Here is a 16,380-nt window from a genome sequence, read left to right on the forward strand (position 1 = left end):
CATGCGAGATAGCAATGCATGCTTTATAGGGATTGACGTTGGCACACAGGGAGAACGGGTGGTATTGCTGGACGCCCGCGGCAACCTGCTGGGTAGCGCCGAAGAGACTTTCCCCCTCAGCGGGCAATCCAGGGAAGAGCAGTCGCCCATCACCTGGTGGGATGCCTGCCTCCGTTCCCTGCAGCAGCTGCTGAAACAAGCCTCCCGCGAAACAGACCTGCGGCATATCCGGGCCATCTCGGTCACTTCTACCTCCGGCACCATCATCCCGATAGATCATCATTATCAGCCTTTGCACAATGCTATCATGTATAGTGATACAAGGCAGGAGCAGGAGGGAAGGGCTTGCCGCGAAGCAGCACTGACCCATCACCCAAATGGATACACGGCTTTCAATACTTCCAGCGGCCTGCCTAAAATGGTATGGTTCATTCACCACTACCCGGAAAAGGCAGCGCAATTATACAAGTTCATCCACGCGGCAGACTTCATCACCGGCAGGCTTTCCGGCCGCTATGATGTAACAGATCTTACCAACGTATTAAAATCCGGCTATGATGTGCAGCAAGGCCGCTGGCCGGAATACATCTGGCAGCAGTTATCGGTACAACAGCAATGGTTGCAGCAGGTAACGCCTTCCGGTACGCCTATTGGCGGCATAGACCCTGCACTGGCAGCCCAATTAGGGTTATCTGATAATGTACTGATCGTCGCCGGTATGACAGATGGCTGCGCTTCGCAGATCGCTTCCGGCGCGGTGAACCCCGGGGACTGGAACACTACGATCGGCACCACCCTGGTAGTAAAAGGCGTTACCACGACTGCCATCCAGGACCCTGCAGGAAGGTTGTACAATCACCGCCATCCCGAAGGATATTGGATGCCCGGCGGCGCCAGTAATACAGGCGCCGACTGGATCACCCGCGATTTCAAAGAACAGTTGTCCGCTCTCGAGCCACAGGCGGCCGCCATCATTCCCACCGGGCATTTGTCCTGGCCGCTGATGCAGCAGGGAGAACGCTTCCCATTCATTGCGCCCCAGGCCAGGGGATTTGAAGACCCCGGCCTCACACCGGCACAACGTTTTGCTGCTGGTATGGAGGGCGTAGCCTACATAGAACGTTATGCCTATACCATGATAGAGCAGCTGAGCGGCGAGCCCGTAAAAGCTGTGTATACAGCTGGCGGGGGCAGTAATAGTGCGAGCTGGCTAAACATCCGCAGTAATGTGCTGAACCTGCCGCTGTATAAAATGAGACATATCACCGGCGCAGTGGGCGCGGCTATACTGGCCGCCTCCAACAGCTGCTTCTCCAATATCATGGAAGCAGCTGCCGCCATGACACAAGTGGAAAAGGAAGTACATCCTGATCCAGCCCTGGTAGCAGCTTACAACGCTCACTATGCCAGGTTTATTCAAACACTTAAACAAAAGGGATATATCCCTGAACAGATCTATGCTTAACGTTTTTCTACTACGGCACGGCCAAACCGCCTGGAATGAGGATAATAACCGCTACTGCGGCCGTACCGATATTCCCCTTACGGAGAAAGGCATACGCCAGGCAGAAGCGGTGCGCGAACAGCTGAAGGGCATCTCCTTTAACGGCGTTTATTCCTCTCCCCTGGAAAGGGCCTATAACACCGCTTCCATTGCCACCGGCGCCTCCGTCATCAAAGACGATCGCCTGGTAGAAGCCGACTTCGGCAACTGGGAGCGCAAAACAAAGGAAGAGTTCATTGCAGAAGACCCGCTGTCCTGGGATAACTGGATGGCGGATCCCGCAACGCACAGAGCCGGCGCCACGGGCGAAACAGGCATGGAGATCGTAACCCGCGTAGATAATTTCTTTCGCGAGCTGCTGCTATGGCATAGCTCCGGCAATGTACTGGTAGCGGCGCACAACGGTGTGAACCGTTTGTACCTGGCTTATAAACTGGGCATGCCTTTGAAGAATTACCGCATGCTGGTGCAAGACAACGCCTCCGTTACCGTATTCACCCTTTCAGCTAAAGGGGAATTTACATTACAACACCTGAATTCAAAGTTCTGACATGTATAAGAGTCTGTTGGCGCTGACAGTCGCCGTTTCCATTAACCTATCATCTGTACTGGCCCAAAAGGGCAGGCTGCATGTACTCAACATTAAAAGTGCAGCAGAATTACGGGCATTCTTCCACTACACCGGGAAGGATGTCCCTTTTATCAGCGGGCATCGGGGCGGGGTGAACAAAGGCTTCCCGGAAAATAGCATTGAAGCTTTTGAAAACACCCTGCTCCATACGCCCGCTACTTTTGAGATCGATCCGCGTCTGACAAAAGACAGCATGATCGTCCTCATGCACGACGCTACTTTAGACCGTACCACCACCGGTAAAGGGAAAATCGGAGATTACACCCTGGCCGAGCTGAAGCAGCTCCATCTCAAAGATGTGGAAGGCAATGTTACGCCTTACCGCATCCCCACTCTCGAAGAAGCTATCCGCTGGGCCAAAGGTAAAACCGTGCTCATACTCGATAAGAAAGACGTGCCCTTTGAAATGACTGCCAGGCTCATTAAAGATCTCCGGGCTGAGAGCCATGTTATGGTAACCGTGCACAATGCCAAAGAAGCAAAGTTCTACCATGACCGTAACCCGGAGATCGTATTTGAAGCGTTTGTAAAAACAACGGAAGCTATGCAGGAATATGAAGCGATGGGCATTCCCTGGACACACGTCATGGCCTATGTAGGTCCTGATAATAAAGCGGAGCTGAAACCCTTATACCAGCAGTTAAATAAGCGCGGTGTCATGTGCATGATCTCTACGGCGCCTGGTTACGACAAGCTGCCTACTTCACAGGAGCGGGAAGCTGCCTATAAAGCTATCATCACCAACGGCGCCAGCCTCATAGAAGCAGATCGTTCTATTGAAGCAGCGGCTGCTATACAACCGCTGATACCGGGAAAGAGTGATAAACGGCGGTTCTTTGGAGAAATAGCATGGTAAGTGCTTACGCTTACCCTGCTATAAATTTACTTTCCATACTGATCTCCGCCTTGATCAGCTTTGAAACAGCACAACCTGTTTTCGCCATTTCCGTATACGCCTTAAACGCACTTTCATCAATCCCCGGCACTTTCCCGGTAACCGCCAGGTGCACTGCCGTGATCTCAAACCCTTGTCCAACCGCTTCGATAGTAACCGTCGCGGTAGTGTCAATTACTTCTGATTTGATGCCGTCTTTGGCAAGGATAAAGGAAAGCGCCATGGAATAACATCCTGCATGAGCAGCAGCTATCAGCTCTTCGGGATTAGTGCCGTCTCCGGATTCAAACCGTGATGGAAAGGAAAATGCGCTGTTGTTAAGCGTCTTACTATCCGTGGTAAATGTACCTTCGCCTTGCCTGGCAGAACCCAGCCAATGGGCTTGTGCAGATCTTTTAAGTTGCATGATAATATGTTTAATGATGAATAACTACTTTACCTGTATGTTGCCCCACTGCGAAATAGCGGTAAGCTTCCCGCGCTTCCTCAAAGGGAAATACACGATCGATCACCGGAACGATCTTATGGAGGCTGAGCGCGGCGTTCATGGCTTCAAAATCAAGCCGGTTGCCTACAAAGTGCGGCTTTAACGATATCAGCTTTGCAAACAGCGGCGTCAGTATCTTATTAAGGTCCATTACGGCCGCTGTACTGATGGTACCACGATAGCTCAGCAGCGTGATCTGGCCACCCAGCGCCGTAGCCTGTATGGATTGCTCCAGCGTATCAGTGCCGCCGGTTTCCATTACCTGCGCCACTCCACGTCCTCCTGTTAGCGCCAGTACCTCCTCACTCCAATTCGGATGGGCGAGATAATTCAGTACATGACTGGCGCCAACAGATTGCAGCAGTCCGGCATTCTCATCTCTCGAGGTAAGCGCGATCACTTTCGCACCGAACACGCTCGCAAACTGGATAGCAAATAAAGACACCCCTCCGCTGCCAATAGTAAGTACCGTACTCCCGGGGATAACAGGCCCCGCCGCCAGTGCAGACCATGCCGTAACTGCCGCACAAGGCAGCGTAGCCGCCTGCTCATACGAAAGATGCTCCGGTATATGCACCGCCCCATCCTCCGGCAGCACTACATATTCCGCCAGCATACCATCTATCGTGCACCCGGGCTGATCCACAATATCATACCCGATGCGGCCGTCGCGCCATCTTGGAAAGTAGGTGCCCGCTACCCGCTCGCCTGTTTTAAACCGGCTCACCGCATTCCCGGTGGCCACTACTTCGCCTGCACCATCGCTTACAGGTATCACCCCTGGCTTCGCAGGAAGCGGATAGCTCTCCTGCAGTATAGAAAGATCCCGCCGGTTCAGCGAGGTAGCATGCACCTTCACCAGGATCTCATGAGGCCCGGGAACAGGCATGGCATGCTCACGGACCACAATACCGTCCGTGCTGTGAAATGTTTCAATGTGATACGCTTTCATGTGTTGAAATTGATGTCACAAAGCTATATTTGCCAAAGAGGGATGAATTGATATATTGCGACAAAATGAAAATACTCGCCCGCCATCTTAACAGCTTCATCGCATTTGCGCGTGTAAGAAATATACCCGCAGCAGCCTTGATGGAAGTAATGGAAAATCCGCCTGCCGATTGGCAGGACGAGGCAGCAACAGTGGATGCGGGAGATTTCTATAAAGTAATATCCTTTATTTACAACGCACTGGAAGATGAACTGCTGGGCATACACGTAGGCAATTTCATCCACCTGCAGCATTTAGGAGCCATCTACCAGATCTCTGTAAAATCCACTACCGTAGATGAAGCGCTGTTTTACTGCCGCAGCTACCTGTCGCGTACTTATCCCCTGGTGCGTGTGATGATGACCACCATTGGAACCCTAACCACCATTGACTTAAGCATCGATGATGATCCCGGCCCGGTGCACCGCATCATACTGGAGCACATGGCCACCCTCATAGCAAGAGAGATCCGCGCAATCTCAGGGGAAGATGTTGATCTGTGGGTCACATCCCCTTTCCACAGCCCTGATCATCCCGGCTCCTGGAAAAAGGGCCCGCGCTTTACGGTCGTTTTTTCAGAAACCGTGCTGAAGGCCGCCTTAAAGGATAACAGCCACTGGGGATTCGATGTCTTAATACCTGCTTACCTCAGCCTGATGGAAGCCCTGGATCCGGATACCTCATTTGCCAACAAGGTAAAATTAACAGCACTGAACATGGCAGATCCATGTCTGCCCGATCAGCCGATGATAGCAGACGCTTTTAATATCACCCCCAGAACACTGCAAAGAAGGCTCGCGGAAGAAGGTACCACCTACCGCAAGATCAGCGAAGACCTGAAGCGGAAGATCTGCGACTTGCTCATCAGGCATGACCGTTATTCTATTCTTGATATCTCCCATATTTTAGGCTATTCAGAACCTGCCGCATTCATACATTCTTTTAAGAAATGGCATGGCGTGCCCCCACGAAAACGGCATGTAATTTGAATAACTCAGCTGTCGTAAATTTATACTGACTTTTCCAAGACCTCAACTGTTACCGCAATTGTATAGCAAGGATTTGATCTAAAAGCTTGAATAATGGAAAAGACATTGAAACCACGCTTTGCAAAAAGCGGTGAAGAGACTATTTTTCATCAATTACGGCTGGATGTCAATGCCCTCGTCCGGCAGCTGGAGCCCAAACGGAGACGTAGCATTATTTTAAAAGCGGTGTTGTTTCCCATATTGTATGTCCTCACCTATGGGCTGATCCTGTCTGCAGGGCATCACCCCGGCATCTTCTACACAGCTTATTTTTTACTCGGCGTATGGCTTGTCATGATCTTCCTGAACACCATTCATGATGCCGTGCACGGTACTATTTTCAACAGCAAACGGCTGAACGATTGCTACGTGTACCTGTTCGACCTCATGGGGGCCAACAGCTACATATGGAAATTACGGCACGTACGTTTCCATCACAATTACCCTAATGTGGACGGATGGGATACCGATATCGAGCAAAGCAGCCTGGCCAGGATCTTTCCCAGCAGCAAGTCCCTGCCTTTTCACCGGTATCAGCATATCTACCTGCCCCTGCTGTACCCCTTGTACCTGTTCAACTGGCTGCTGATACGCGATTTTAAAGACTTCTTTAATAAGCGTAAAACGATCTGGAAGCTGGCTAGCATTCCCCGTAGGGAATATATAAAGCTGTTTTTCTTCAAGGCTTTCTTCCTTTTTTACCTCATCATATTGCCTAAGCTGGTATTAGGTATTGCATGGGCCCAGGCGATCGCCGGTTTCCTGCTCATGTTACTCACGGCCAGCATCTTTTCGCTCATGGTGCTGTTAAGCCCGCATGCCAATACGGATTCCGTATTTCCATTACCGGATCAGGGCAACCAGATGCCGCACGGCTGGATGATGCACATGCTGCTCACCACCAACGACATTTCCCATGATAATTGGTTCACCCGTTTCTTTATGGGCTGTTTTAATTTCCATGTGGTCCATCATCTGTTCCCGAATGTCAATCATATCTATTATCCGGAAGTAACAGGGCTGCTCAGACAGTATGCCGCCAGGTACAGCTGGCCTTACCGTGTATGCACGCTGGGCGGCTCGCTGGCCAGACATTACCGCTTGCTGAGGAGAATGGGGTAACAGAAGATCTTTTTGAAGAAACAATGTAGGCTTAGCTCGTTATCTTGCTGCCATTAAAGATATAACGGTAAGTTCGGTGTATCTTATCCTGTGTGGCGCCGGTGGCTTCGTGTAAGGCCAGCATTTTGTCGTTGAAGTCACCCACCCAGGCCAGCTCTACCCCCTTGATCACATTGCGGCGGGGCAGCACTTCATTCTGCAAACAGCGGATCAGGGCCGATTCAATGCCATGGTTCTGGAACTTTCGCTTACAGCCCATCACAATGATCCGCAAGCGGTCTATGGTGGTGGTTTTAGAGTACCAGAAGAACTTCAGCTTACCCCACAGGTCCAGCTTACCGTTCACATGTTTCAGCAGCTGGTTCACATCCGGCAGGCATAAGATCGCTGCAATGGGCTCGTCGTTATAATAGGCAAACCAGATGATCTTCTCATCCATGATCGGCTTCATCTGCCGGAAAGATTCTTTTACAGTGCCTGGCTGTAAAGGAGCGAAGTTCTCAAAAGTGCTCCAGGCATCGTTATAGATCTCGATAAAATCGGCCGCGAATTTATCGAACTGCTTTTTGTCAAAATGGCGGAAACTGTACCCCGGCTTCCGCATCGCCCAGTCAGAGATCTTGGTGAACCGCTCCGGCAGGGGTACGGTCGCATCCAGGAAATTGGTGAACTGGTCGTACAGCTTCTGGAAACCGTAAGACTCGAAAAATTCCTGGTAATAGGGAGGGTTATAATTCATGCCCAGGCTGGGCGGCTTAAACCCGTGCACCAGCAATCCCCAGAATTTGTCGTTCTCGCCAAAATTAACCGGGCCATCCATCGCCTGCATACCTTTCTCCTGCAGCCAGGCTTTCGCGGTGTCAAACAGTAAATGGGCAGCCTGGCGGTTGTTCACGCATTCAAAGAATCCTATGCCACCGGTGGGCTGGGGGTTCTTATCTGATTTTTCATAATTAATAAACGCAGCGATCCTGCCTATGATCTGGCCGTCGCTATCCTGTAACAGCCAACGGGTACAAACACCATGGGAAAAGAAAATGTTGCGGGAAGGATCAAATACCGCTTCCACGTCAGCTTCAAGGGGGCATATCCAGTTCGGGTCACTTTTATATAATCTGGCTGGCAGTTCGATAAAGGCCCGGGCTTGACGACTATTCTCAATTTCTATCAGATCCATGGAACGAACTTAGGAATTATTCGTCATTTATTTTTATCCAGAGCATTTTTATAATATGAAAAAACTGCTGGTTAACAGCACAATGGCCCTGCAATCATCCGTAAAAACTTAATAATCGTTTAATATGAAATTTCTGGCGGACTTCTCTACTTTTACGCGCTGTAGCAGGGACACGATAATTTTACTCACGACTGTTTAATTGGCATCCAACAACATGAGTATCAGCGAGCTTACCGACGACCAACTTTTGCAGCGCATTCAACAGGACGATGTACAGGCCTTTGAGGCACTCTATCTGCGTTTGTGGGAATCACTGTTTGTATTTGCCATGAAGCGCCTCGGCTCCGAAGACGATGCAGAAGACGTAGTACAGGAAGTCTTCGCCAGCCTCTGGGCGCGCCGCCACTCCCTCCAGGTCAAAGACACCTTCCAGGGATATCTCTTCTCCGCCGTTAAATATAAAGTGATCAACCAGGTCTCGGCCATGATGCAGCAGCCCGAAAAGCTGGATCATGTCAGGGAGACACTCTTACCCGCTGTAAACAATATTGCCGAGGGAATGAATTTCAACGAATTGCAGGGCGCCCTGCAGCAGGAAGTAAGATCCCTCCCTGCCAAAATGCGCGAGATCTATCTCTTATACATAGAACAACACCGCTCCGTAGCAGACATTGCCGTCCTCTTGTCCCTCTCAGAACAAACCGTGCGCAACCAGTTAGGCCTGGCCAGAACCCGGCTCAGGAAATCTCTCCAGCACGCCATGATGTTCGTTTTCTTTTGTTAAAGATTCCTTAACATTCGGGTATGGTTAAAAGCTCCATTTACCAGACATATAGGTAAAGACGCTTTGATGGACATAAACGGATTTGAAAAAGTAATACAACGCTATCTCAACGGTCAGGCTACCGATGAAGACCTGGTATTGATAGAACAATGGTTCCAGCAAACAGGATCCAATGATTACCAGCTCACGGAAGAAAGAAAGAACATCGTTGCAGGTAGATTGCTGCCCAGGCTCCGCGCCATCACTGCCGGGCAGGCAGCCACCCCGGTGAAGCCCATCAGCCGTTTACGTACTTTTACCCGTATAGCCGCCGCTGTGATAGTGGTGGTAGCCACCGGCGGACTGGGATGGGTATTCCGCTACCAGCTGCAGGACACCATCGCGCCCATCGCAAAGCAAACCATCAAAGCGGGACCTTACGAGATCAAACGGGTACAGCTGCCGGATCAAACCATGGTGACCCTGAACACCGGCGCCTCCATTACTTTCCCTGTTGTCTACCGCCGCAATGAACGTACAGCCACCCTCGAAGGAGAAGCCTTCTTCGAAGTGGCAAAGAATAAGCAACCTTTTATTGTACATACACACTCGCTGGATGTAACCGTGTTAGGAACTTCCTTCGTGGTAACCGAACAAGCGGCCTTTGCCACCGTCAGCGTAGTAACGGGGAAAGTGAAAGTAGCTGCGGACGAACAGCAGCTGGGCGAATTACGCCCCGGTGTGCAGGTGCGTTATGACAAGCAGGCACGCAGCTCGGGCAGGCAGTCCTTCGATATACCACAGCTGATGTCCTGGACACAGCACAGCCTTTCATTCACTGCAGTGCCCCTGGAACAGGTATTAAATGTTATTGCAAAAAAGTGGAGTGTACGGCTCATCATGCCGTCAACTGCCTCCGGCAAACAGTTCTCCGGCGATTTTGCGAACGATGATAATTTAGATGATATGATGACCGCCCTCTCCCTGGCCACAGGCGTCAATTGGGAAAGAACAACCGAAGGAGCCATCAGCATAACATATCCATAAACACGAACGGTCACCTTTTAGTGTGAAATTTTTCATTGCTGTTAATGAGAACAGGTACCTCATTGCCATAACAAACAGGAAGTAAACAATAAGATTATAAAAACAGATACATGAAAAAAGCTGTACTTACCAATGGGGGCAATAGCATGCAACGAAAACTATGCATGCTGATAGCGGCATTAATGATATGTCTGCCACCGGTTTGGGCATTCAGTCAGAAAGAAAGGTTGATAGAAAAGAAAATATCGCTGGAGCTGAACAATGAAGACCTGACCGGAGCTTTACACAAGATCGAAGAAAAGATCAATGCACGTTTCATGTACGATGCATTGGAGCTGAAAAGAGCAGACAAACGCATCAGCGGCGTTTACAACAATGAAACAGTAGCAGCTGTACTTAGCAAGATCCTGTCTGGTACAGGTTTCAGCTTTGAGCAGCTCAAGGAAAAGATCATCATCCATCGCGGTCAGTCCAACCAGTGGACAGGCAACATCGCCGCGGCCGCAAACGAAGATATCGTGGTGCGTGGCCGGGTGACCGATGAGAACGGAGATCCTTTACCTGGTGTGAACATCAAGGCGAAGAACAGCAACAGGGGTACCGTAACAGATGCAGACGGCAACTATCTCATCGTCCTGCGTTCTGAGAACGCCACCCTCATCTTCTCCTTTGTAGGATATGCCAGCCGCGAAATACCGGTGGAGAAAACGCAGATCCTGGACATGAAAATGCAGCCCGACTCCAAAATGCTGAACGAAGTAGTCGTAACTACTCCGCTCGGTATCAAAAGAGAACAAAGAGGATTGGGTTATGCTGCTACCGTGATAAAAGGGGAGCAGCTCACCAGCGCTCCATCCGCCAACTGGATGGATGCATTGTCTGGCAAAGTGCCTGGTCTGAACCTGGTCCGTTCAAACGGCGGGCCTACCGGTTCCATCAAGATCATCCTGCGTGGCGAAAATAACCTCACGGGTAATAATGAAGCGCTGGTGGTAGTAGATAATGTGGTGGTGAACCAGGGCAGTGGCCGCCGTACCGCCGTAGACGGAGAATCTGCCTACGGTACCAGCAGCGATAATATGCCTGCAGACTATGGCAGTGGTTTGAACGATATCAACGGGGAAGATATAGAAGACGTATCTATCCTGTCAGGACCTGCAGCAGCAGCATTGTATGGTGAACGCGGCGCTAACGGTGCGGTCATTATCACTACAAAATCTGGTAAGACCAGCAAGAAGAAAGGACTGGGCGTTACACTGAACTCCAATGCCTCCGTAGAACAGCCCAACCGCTGGCCCGATCTCCAGTATGAATATGGACAAGGCCTCGACGGCGCCGACTATTATTCCTTCGGCGCTTCCGCAGACGGCGCCAGTACCAGCGGTACAAGCTCCGCTTACGGTCCGCGCTTTGAAGGACAAATGTTCTATCAATACGATCCCGTAACGCAAACAGTAGGAACACAGAGAACGCCCTGGGTACCTTACAAGAATAAGCTCCGCAACTTTTTTAATACCGGGCAAACCTATGCCAACACGATCTCCATAGATGGTAGTTCAGAGAAGACATCTGCCCGTTTCTCCTTTACCAACGTGCATAACAAGTGGATCATACCGAATACCGGGTATGACCGCAACACCATATCCATGTCTGTCAACTCCAAGGTAAGCGACAAACTGCAGATCTCCTCCAAGATCAACTATACCAATAAATGGAGCGATAACCTTCCCGGTAATGGCTATGGCAACCAGTCCATCATGTACTGGTACATCTTCTGGCAGCCCAATGCTGATCCGGATTGGTTAAAGAACTACTGGGCTAAGGGACAGGAAGGCCGTGTGATCAAATATCCTTTCAGCTCCTTCCCCGAAAACCCCTATGCCATCGCCAATGAATTTATTAACCGTTCCAACCGCCACTCGCTGACCGGTAACGTACAGGCGCTCTATAATTTTACCAATGAGCTGAGCCTGCAATTACGCGCCTCTATGGACTTTGGCTATGAGCAGCGTGCACAGGAACGTCCGTTTGATGCAGGCGCTAAATATCCGAAAGGCAGTTACCGCACACAGAATATTTTCTCTATGGAAGCCAGCTCCGACTTCCTGCTGCGATATCACAAGAAAGTGGGCCACGACCTGGAGATCACTGCCACAGCCGGTGGTAGCGTCTTAAGAAATACTTACAACAAGGATGAGGTGCGTGCAGACTCCCTCACATATCCCGGCATCTATACCATGTCTAACGCTGCCGGTCCGCTGGTAACCATGCCGTGGAAAAGCAAATACGGCATCAACAGCTTTTACGGGTTGTTTTCTATCAATTATAAAGAATACATCTACCTGGATATCACCGGCCGCCAGGACTGGAACAGTACCCTGGCCACACCTGCCCGTACCGACAATGCAGGTTTCTTTTATCCTTCCGTCAGTACAGCCTGGATCATATCAGATATGGTCAAGCTGCCATCTTACATCAATTTTGCAAAACTGCGTTTCTCTGTTGCCAGCGTAGGTAGCGGTACCACCACTGCTTATCAGACAGCCTATAATTATCCCTCTGCCGGTAGCCTGTATAATGGCGGCCTGGAGAATCCCTCCACACTGGCCAACCCCAACCTGAAGCCGCTCAGGACCATCTCCTACGAAGCCGGTACCAATGTGAAGATGTTCAACAGCCGTTTCGGGTTGGATGTCTCCATCTATACCGGTATCACCCGCGACCAGATCCTGAGCCGTACCGTAGATCGCGCCTCCGGTTACCAGTATGCCGTGATCAACGCTGGTAAAGTGAACAACAAAGGCCTGGAAGTGGCGCTCAACGGCAACCCTGTAAAGGGCAAAGATTTCGAGTGGAATGTTGATTTCGTCGCCTCTACTAACAAGAACACCATCAGGGAACTGGCGGATAGTTCCGTTGTGCTGAAAACGGGCCCTGTAGGCGGCGGGCAGCTCGTTGCAATGGTAGGCGGCAGCATGGGCGACCTCTATGGAAGAGGCTATCAGCGCTCTCCCGACGGACAGGTAGTATACGATTCCAAAACAGGCTTCGCGCTGCTCACACAGGATGTGAAGTACCTGGGTAACACTATCCCTAAATGGAAGCTCGGTTTCGGTAATGATTTCCGTTACAAACAGTTCCACCTGAACCTTCGCTTCGATGCACAGTTTGGCGCCATAGCGCATTCGCTCATGCACTACAAGCTGGCAGAACAGGGTAAGCTGACCAAGACACTGCCCGGCAGGTACAGCGGCATTATCGGTAATGGCGTGGTACAGGATGGTGATGGTAAGTACCGTCCCAACGACGTGATCGCAACCGATATCGACGAATACTACCGTTCTCACTACGGCGTAGACAACGCAGAAGGCAGCACTTTCAGCACCGACTTCCTGAAGTTCCGCGAAGCACGCCTGGATTATACCCTTCCACCGCAGGTAGCTAAGCGACTGGGGCTGCAACGCGCTTCTCTCGGCATCTACGGCCGCGATCTGTTTATCTGGTCGCCCTGGCCCATCTTCGATCCGGAGTTCGGTACCTTGTACGGAACCGATATCGTAAGAGGCTTTGAGATCGGCCAGTTCCCATCTACCCGCACCTTCGGCGTTAATTTAGTTGTTGGCTTTTAATACTTAAATATGAAGAGGATCATATATAAAATCAGTGGTGCCCTGGTGATGTGCAGTATACTGTTCACGTCCTGTACCAAAAATTTCCAGGAGATCAATACCGACCCGAATAATACACCCTACGCGCTGCCGCAGCAATTGTTGGCGCCCGCGCTGGTGGGTACGATGACGGTTAACCAGATACGTAACCGCACCTTCAATAACGAATTGATGCAGGTGACCGTGGATGTAAGCGATGCAGAAGGTAAAGTGTTCCGGTATGATTACCGCTCCACCTGGTCAGATTATCTGTATAACGGCTGGTACGCTGAGCTTACGAATTTCAAGGATATCTACAAAGGCGCCAGCAATGAGATCACCTATAACAAATCATACCTGGGCATATCGCTCATCTGCCAGGCATGGATCTATTCCATGTTGACAGACTCCTATGGTGATGTTCCTTTCACCGAGTCCAACCTGGCAAAAGACCAGGATATCATCGAGCCTAAGTTTGACAAGCAGAAGGATATCTACATGGGCCTTTTTAAAATGCTGGAAGATGCGAACACTTTGCTGAGTGCCAATACCGCCATCACAGGCTCCAGCGACCCAATATACTATGGCGATGTGGCCAAATGGCGCAAGTTTGGCAACTCACTGTATTTAAGATTGCTGTTGAGGATCTCCGGTAAAGCAGAAGTAACGGATACCTGTATTGCCAAGATCCGCGAGATAGTAGAAACAAAAGCCAGTACTTATCCTATCATTTCCAGCAACGACGAATCTGCCATTTTAAGATGGACAGGCGCAGGGCCTTACGTGTCTCCCCTGATGACGGTAAGGGAGCAGGACTTCCGTGCACCCGGTATTGCCAGCTTCTTTATAGATCACCTGGCCACCTGGAATGATCCGCGTATCGATATTCCTACTTACGGCACCAGCAGCATCAACCGCTGGTGTATTGCACCTTCTTCAGGCGCATATGTAGGAGTGCCCAGTGGCTATGCTCCCGGGGAGAACCCGGTAAAGCGATCTTACTTCTATTCTACTTCTTCCGCCCGCACACTGATGAATGATCCGCTTACGGGCATGATCCTGAATTATGCTGAAGTGAATTTTATCCTCGCAGAAGCAGCCGCCAAAGGGTGGATCAATAAGTCTGCAGAAACCTATTATAATACCGGCGCACAGGCCAGCATTACCCAATGGCTGCCTAACTGGACAGAGTCTATTACCGACTTCCTAGCTGCTGCAGATATCCAATGGCTGGAAGGCGAAACGCTGGACCAGAAGATGGAGAAGATTCACCTGCAGAAATACTATGCGCTCTTTCTTACCGACCTGCAGCAGTGGTTTGAATATCGTCGTACAGGTCACCCCGTATTGCCTAAGGGCGCTGGTCTGCGAAACAATGGGGTGATGCCCGCCAGGATGACCTACCCGGTGTATGTACAATCTACCAATCCCACTAATTACAAAGCGGCGGTAGCGTCCCAGGGGCCAGATGTAATTGCTACCGAAGTATGGTGGCAGAAAAAATAATTCAAGGTTAAAAATAGGAGCACAATGAAAAAGTTAACTATATATTCCGTTCTGTTGTCGTTGGTGGCTTTTATGTGGGGCTGTGAAAAAGATAACTACCCTGGTGGTGTCATCAGCCCCTACATAGCCATCTTTGATATCAGGCATTTGTACACGGGGAGCGATGTTACCCTTACCGTAGAAAATATGTACGGTTCCAGCAAGCTCGCCGCCATGGTGATATCAGATCACTCCGGCGGCAACCTGCCCGAAGGTTTGCTGTTTGTACAGGACAGCCGCCGTTTATCACAGCTGCGTGGTATCGCCATTCCTATCGGCGCTGCTGCAGCCAGTTACGTGCCAGGTGATTCCGTGATCATCGATGTGGAAGGTGGGGTGCTGAAAAGGGTGAATGGCATCCTCCAGATCACCGGTATCCAGCAAAGCGATATCACCAAAGTGTCTTCCGGCAATGCGATTCCTATCAACCGGGTGTCTAATAATCTTATCCTCGCTAATCCTGATAAATACGAAAGCACTTTGGGTGTAGTCGTAAAGGGAGGCTTTGATCCCTTGCCTGGCCCTAAAGATGTGTTGGGTGGAGACAAAATACTGAATGACGGTTTTGGCAACATCACCCTGCATACGGAAACCTCCGCTGCTTTTGCAGACAGCCTGCAGCCTGTTATGGCCAACTTTTCCGGTATTATTCTCAATACGACGGGCGCCGATGGTCAGCTGGTACCGCAGCTGCGCCTGCGCAAAGCCTCAGACGTGACCATACTGAGCTCCGTGATTGAGATCCCGCCCTGTGTGATCACCGGCTTTATGAGCGATGTGAAAGGCAGCGACGGTAACTACGAATATGTACAGCTCCTGGCTACCCGCGACATTGATTTTAAAGCGACTCCTTTTGCAGTAGTAGTGACCAATAACGCCAACGCTTCTACGCCTACCGGCTATCCTGCTAAAGGATGGGCTACCGGTGGCATGCGTACCTTCAAGTTTAGCCTATCATCCGGCTTTGCAGCCAAAGGCAGCTTCTTTTATGTAGGAGGTACAGGTAAAATGATCAATGGTTCTTCTTCCACCAGTATGAGCACTTCCAACTGGATCAGGACCTTCAACTACACTACCCAGGACGGCGACGGCTTCGGTAACAAAACCGGCGGCCTGTTTGCAAACAGCGGTAATGCCTCCGGTGTAGCCGTATTTGCTGACTCCACCGTAACCGTTGATTCCAGGCCTGTAGACGTAATCTTTGTAGCCACCGGTGGGAGCCTCTTCACTGCAGGTCCGCCCGCTGCGGGATACCGTATTACCAACACAGACTGGTACGACGTAAAAAATCCTATTACACTGCAAGACCAGCCTTTCTACCGCGCCGGTTCCAATACCCTCAGCCTGGTATACAACACTGCCGACTTAGGGTATTTTAACATGCTGGGCGGAGAATACAACCTGGCCCTGGGCAGATGGACCAAAGCCAGGATACAAAATAACGTACTGCTTACGAAAACATCAGCCATTACTGAAATTGAAGGTACAGGGGCCACTATACTGAAATAATGCTTAACGCTAAACGCCTAACGCATAACGCAGG

At 50.5% G+C, this 16,380-nt stretch carries 13 protein-coding genes; 10 read left to right on the top strand and 3 right to left on the bottom strand.

All coding sequences use genetic code 11. From position 1 onward, the window contains the following. The first annotated feature begins 1 nt into the window (after position 1). The 3 genes from ACR9Y8_RS21525 to ACR9Y8_RS21535 are packed head-to-tail and all read left to right on the top strand — an operon-like array spanning position 2 to position 2,991. A complete protein-coding gene (locus tag ACR9Y8_RS21525) occupies positions 2–1,465 on the top strand; it encodes an FGGY-family carbohydrate kinase (RefSeq protein WP_481215318.1) in 1,464 nt (487 codons plus the stop codon). Further along, on the top strand, positions 1,458–2,054 hold the full coding sequence (locus tag ACR9Y8_RS21530) for a histidine phosphatase family protein (protein ID WP_481215319.1): 597 nt from the start codon (positions 1,458–1,460) through the stop codon (positions 2,052–2,054). The genes ACR9Y8_RS21525 and ACR9Y8_RS21530 overlap by 8 nt, the downstream gene beginning before the upstream one ends. Position 2,055: 1 nt before the next feature. Next, positions 2,056–2,991, top strand: coding sequence for a glycerophosphodiester phosphodiesterase family protein (locus ACR9Y8_RS21535; RefSeq protein ID WP_481215320.1), 936 nt, complete (start codon positions 2,056–2,058; stop codon positions 2,989–2,991). Between the two features lie 10 nt (positions 2,992–3,001). Here ACR9Y8_RS21535 and ACR9Y8_RS21540 read toward each other — a convergent pair whose 3' ends face one another. Continuing rightward, a complete protein-coding gene (locus ACR9Y8_RS21540) occupies positions 3,002–3,436 on the bottom strand; it encodes an OsmC family protein (RefSeq protein WP_481215321.1) in 435 nt (144 codons plus the stop codon). Positions 3,437–3,446: 10 nt separating this feature from the next. Next, positions 3,447–4,469 (bottom strand): zinc-dependent alcohol dehydrogenase family protein, encoded by a 1,023-nt coding sequence (locus ACR9Y8_RS21545; RefSeq protein WP_481215322.1) that lies wholly within the window; start codon positions 4,467–4,469, stop codon positions 3,447–3,449. A 65-nt stretch (positions 4,470–4,534) separates the two neighbouring features. On the opposite strand from ACR9Y8_RS21545, the gene ACR9Y8_RS21550 reads away from it, so the two are divergent. Beyond that, on the top strand, positions 4,535–5,497 hold the full coding sequence (locus ACR9Y8_RS21550; RefSeq protein ID WP_481215323.1) for a helix-turn-helix domain-containing protein: 963 nt from the start codon (positions 4,535–4,537) through the stop codon (positions 5,495–5,497). Positions 5,498–5,590: 93 nt separating this feature from the next. Continuing rightward, positions 5,591–6,658, top strand: a complete 1,068-nt coding sequence (locus ACR9Y8_RS21555; protein ID WP_481215324.1) for a fatty acid desaturase family protein — start codon at positions 5,591–5,593, stop codon at positions 6,656–6,658. 31 nt (positions 6,659–6,689) lie between these two features. On the opposite strand, the gene ACR9Y8_RS21560 is transcribed toward ACR9Y8_RS21555, so the two are convergent. After that, positions 6,690–7,835: a GNAT family N-acetyltransferase gene (locus ACR9Y8_RS21560; protein WP_481215325.1), complete on the bottom strand. Its 1,146-nt coding sequence runs from the start codon at positions 7,833–7,835 to the stop codon at positions 6,690–6,692. A gap of 214 nt (positions 7,836–8,049) precedes the next feature. Between ACR9Y8_RS21560 and ACR9Y8_RS21565 the strand changes: the two genes are divergently transcribed. From ACR9Y8_RS21565 to ACR9Y8_RS21585, 5 genes are all read left to right on the top strand, one after another. Beyond that, the gene (locus tag ACR9Y8_RS21565) at positions 8,050–8,619 is read left to right on the top strand and encodes an RNA polymerase sigma factor (protein ID WP_481215326.1); all 570 of its coding nucleotides are present in this window, start codon (positions 8,050–8,052) and stop codon (positions 8,617–8,619) included. A 66-nt stretch (positions 8,620–8,685) separates the two neighbouring features. Further along, positions 8,686–9,645 carry a FecR family protein gene (locus ACR9Y8_RS21570; RefSeq protein ID WP_481215327.1) on the top strand — a complete coding sequence of 320 codons (960 nt, stop codon included), beginning with the start codon at positions 8,686–8,688 and terminating at the stop codon, positions 9,643–9,645. 110 nt (positions 9,646–9,755) lie between these two features. Further along, the gene (locus ACR9Y8_RS21575) at positions 9,756–13,274 is read left to right on the top strand and encodes a SusC/RagA family TonB-linked outer membrane protein (protein WP_481215328.1); all 3,519 of its coding nucleotides are present in this window, start codon (positions 9,756–9,758) and stop codon (positions 13,272–13,274) included. Positions 13,275–13,283: 9 nt separating this feature from the next. Beyond that, positions 13,284–14,798 (top strand): SusD/RagB family nutrient-binding outer membrane lipoprotein, encoded by a 1,515-nt coding sequence (locus ACR9Y8_RS21580; RefSeq protein ID WP_481215329.1) that lies wholly within the window; start codon positions 13,284–13,286, stop codon positions 14,796–14,798. 24 nt (positions 14,799–14,822) lie between these two features. Beyond that, entirely contained in the window at positions 14,823–16,346 is a 1,524-nt protein-coding gene (locus ACR9Y8_RS21585) for a DUF5689 domain-containing protein (RefSeq protein ID WP_481215330.1), read from the top strand. Positions 16,347–16,380 lie beyond the last annotated feature (34 nt).

This window comes from Chitinophaga sp. SVR4-12A (assembly GCF_056754765.1).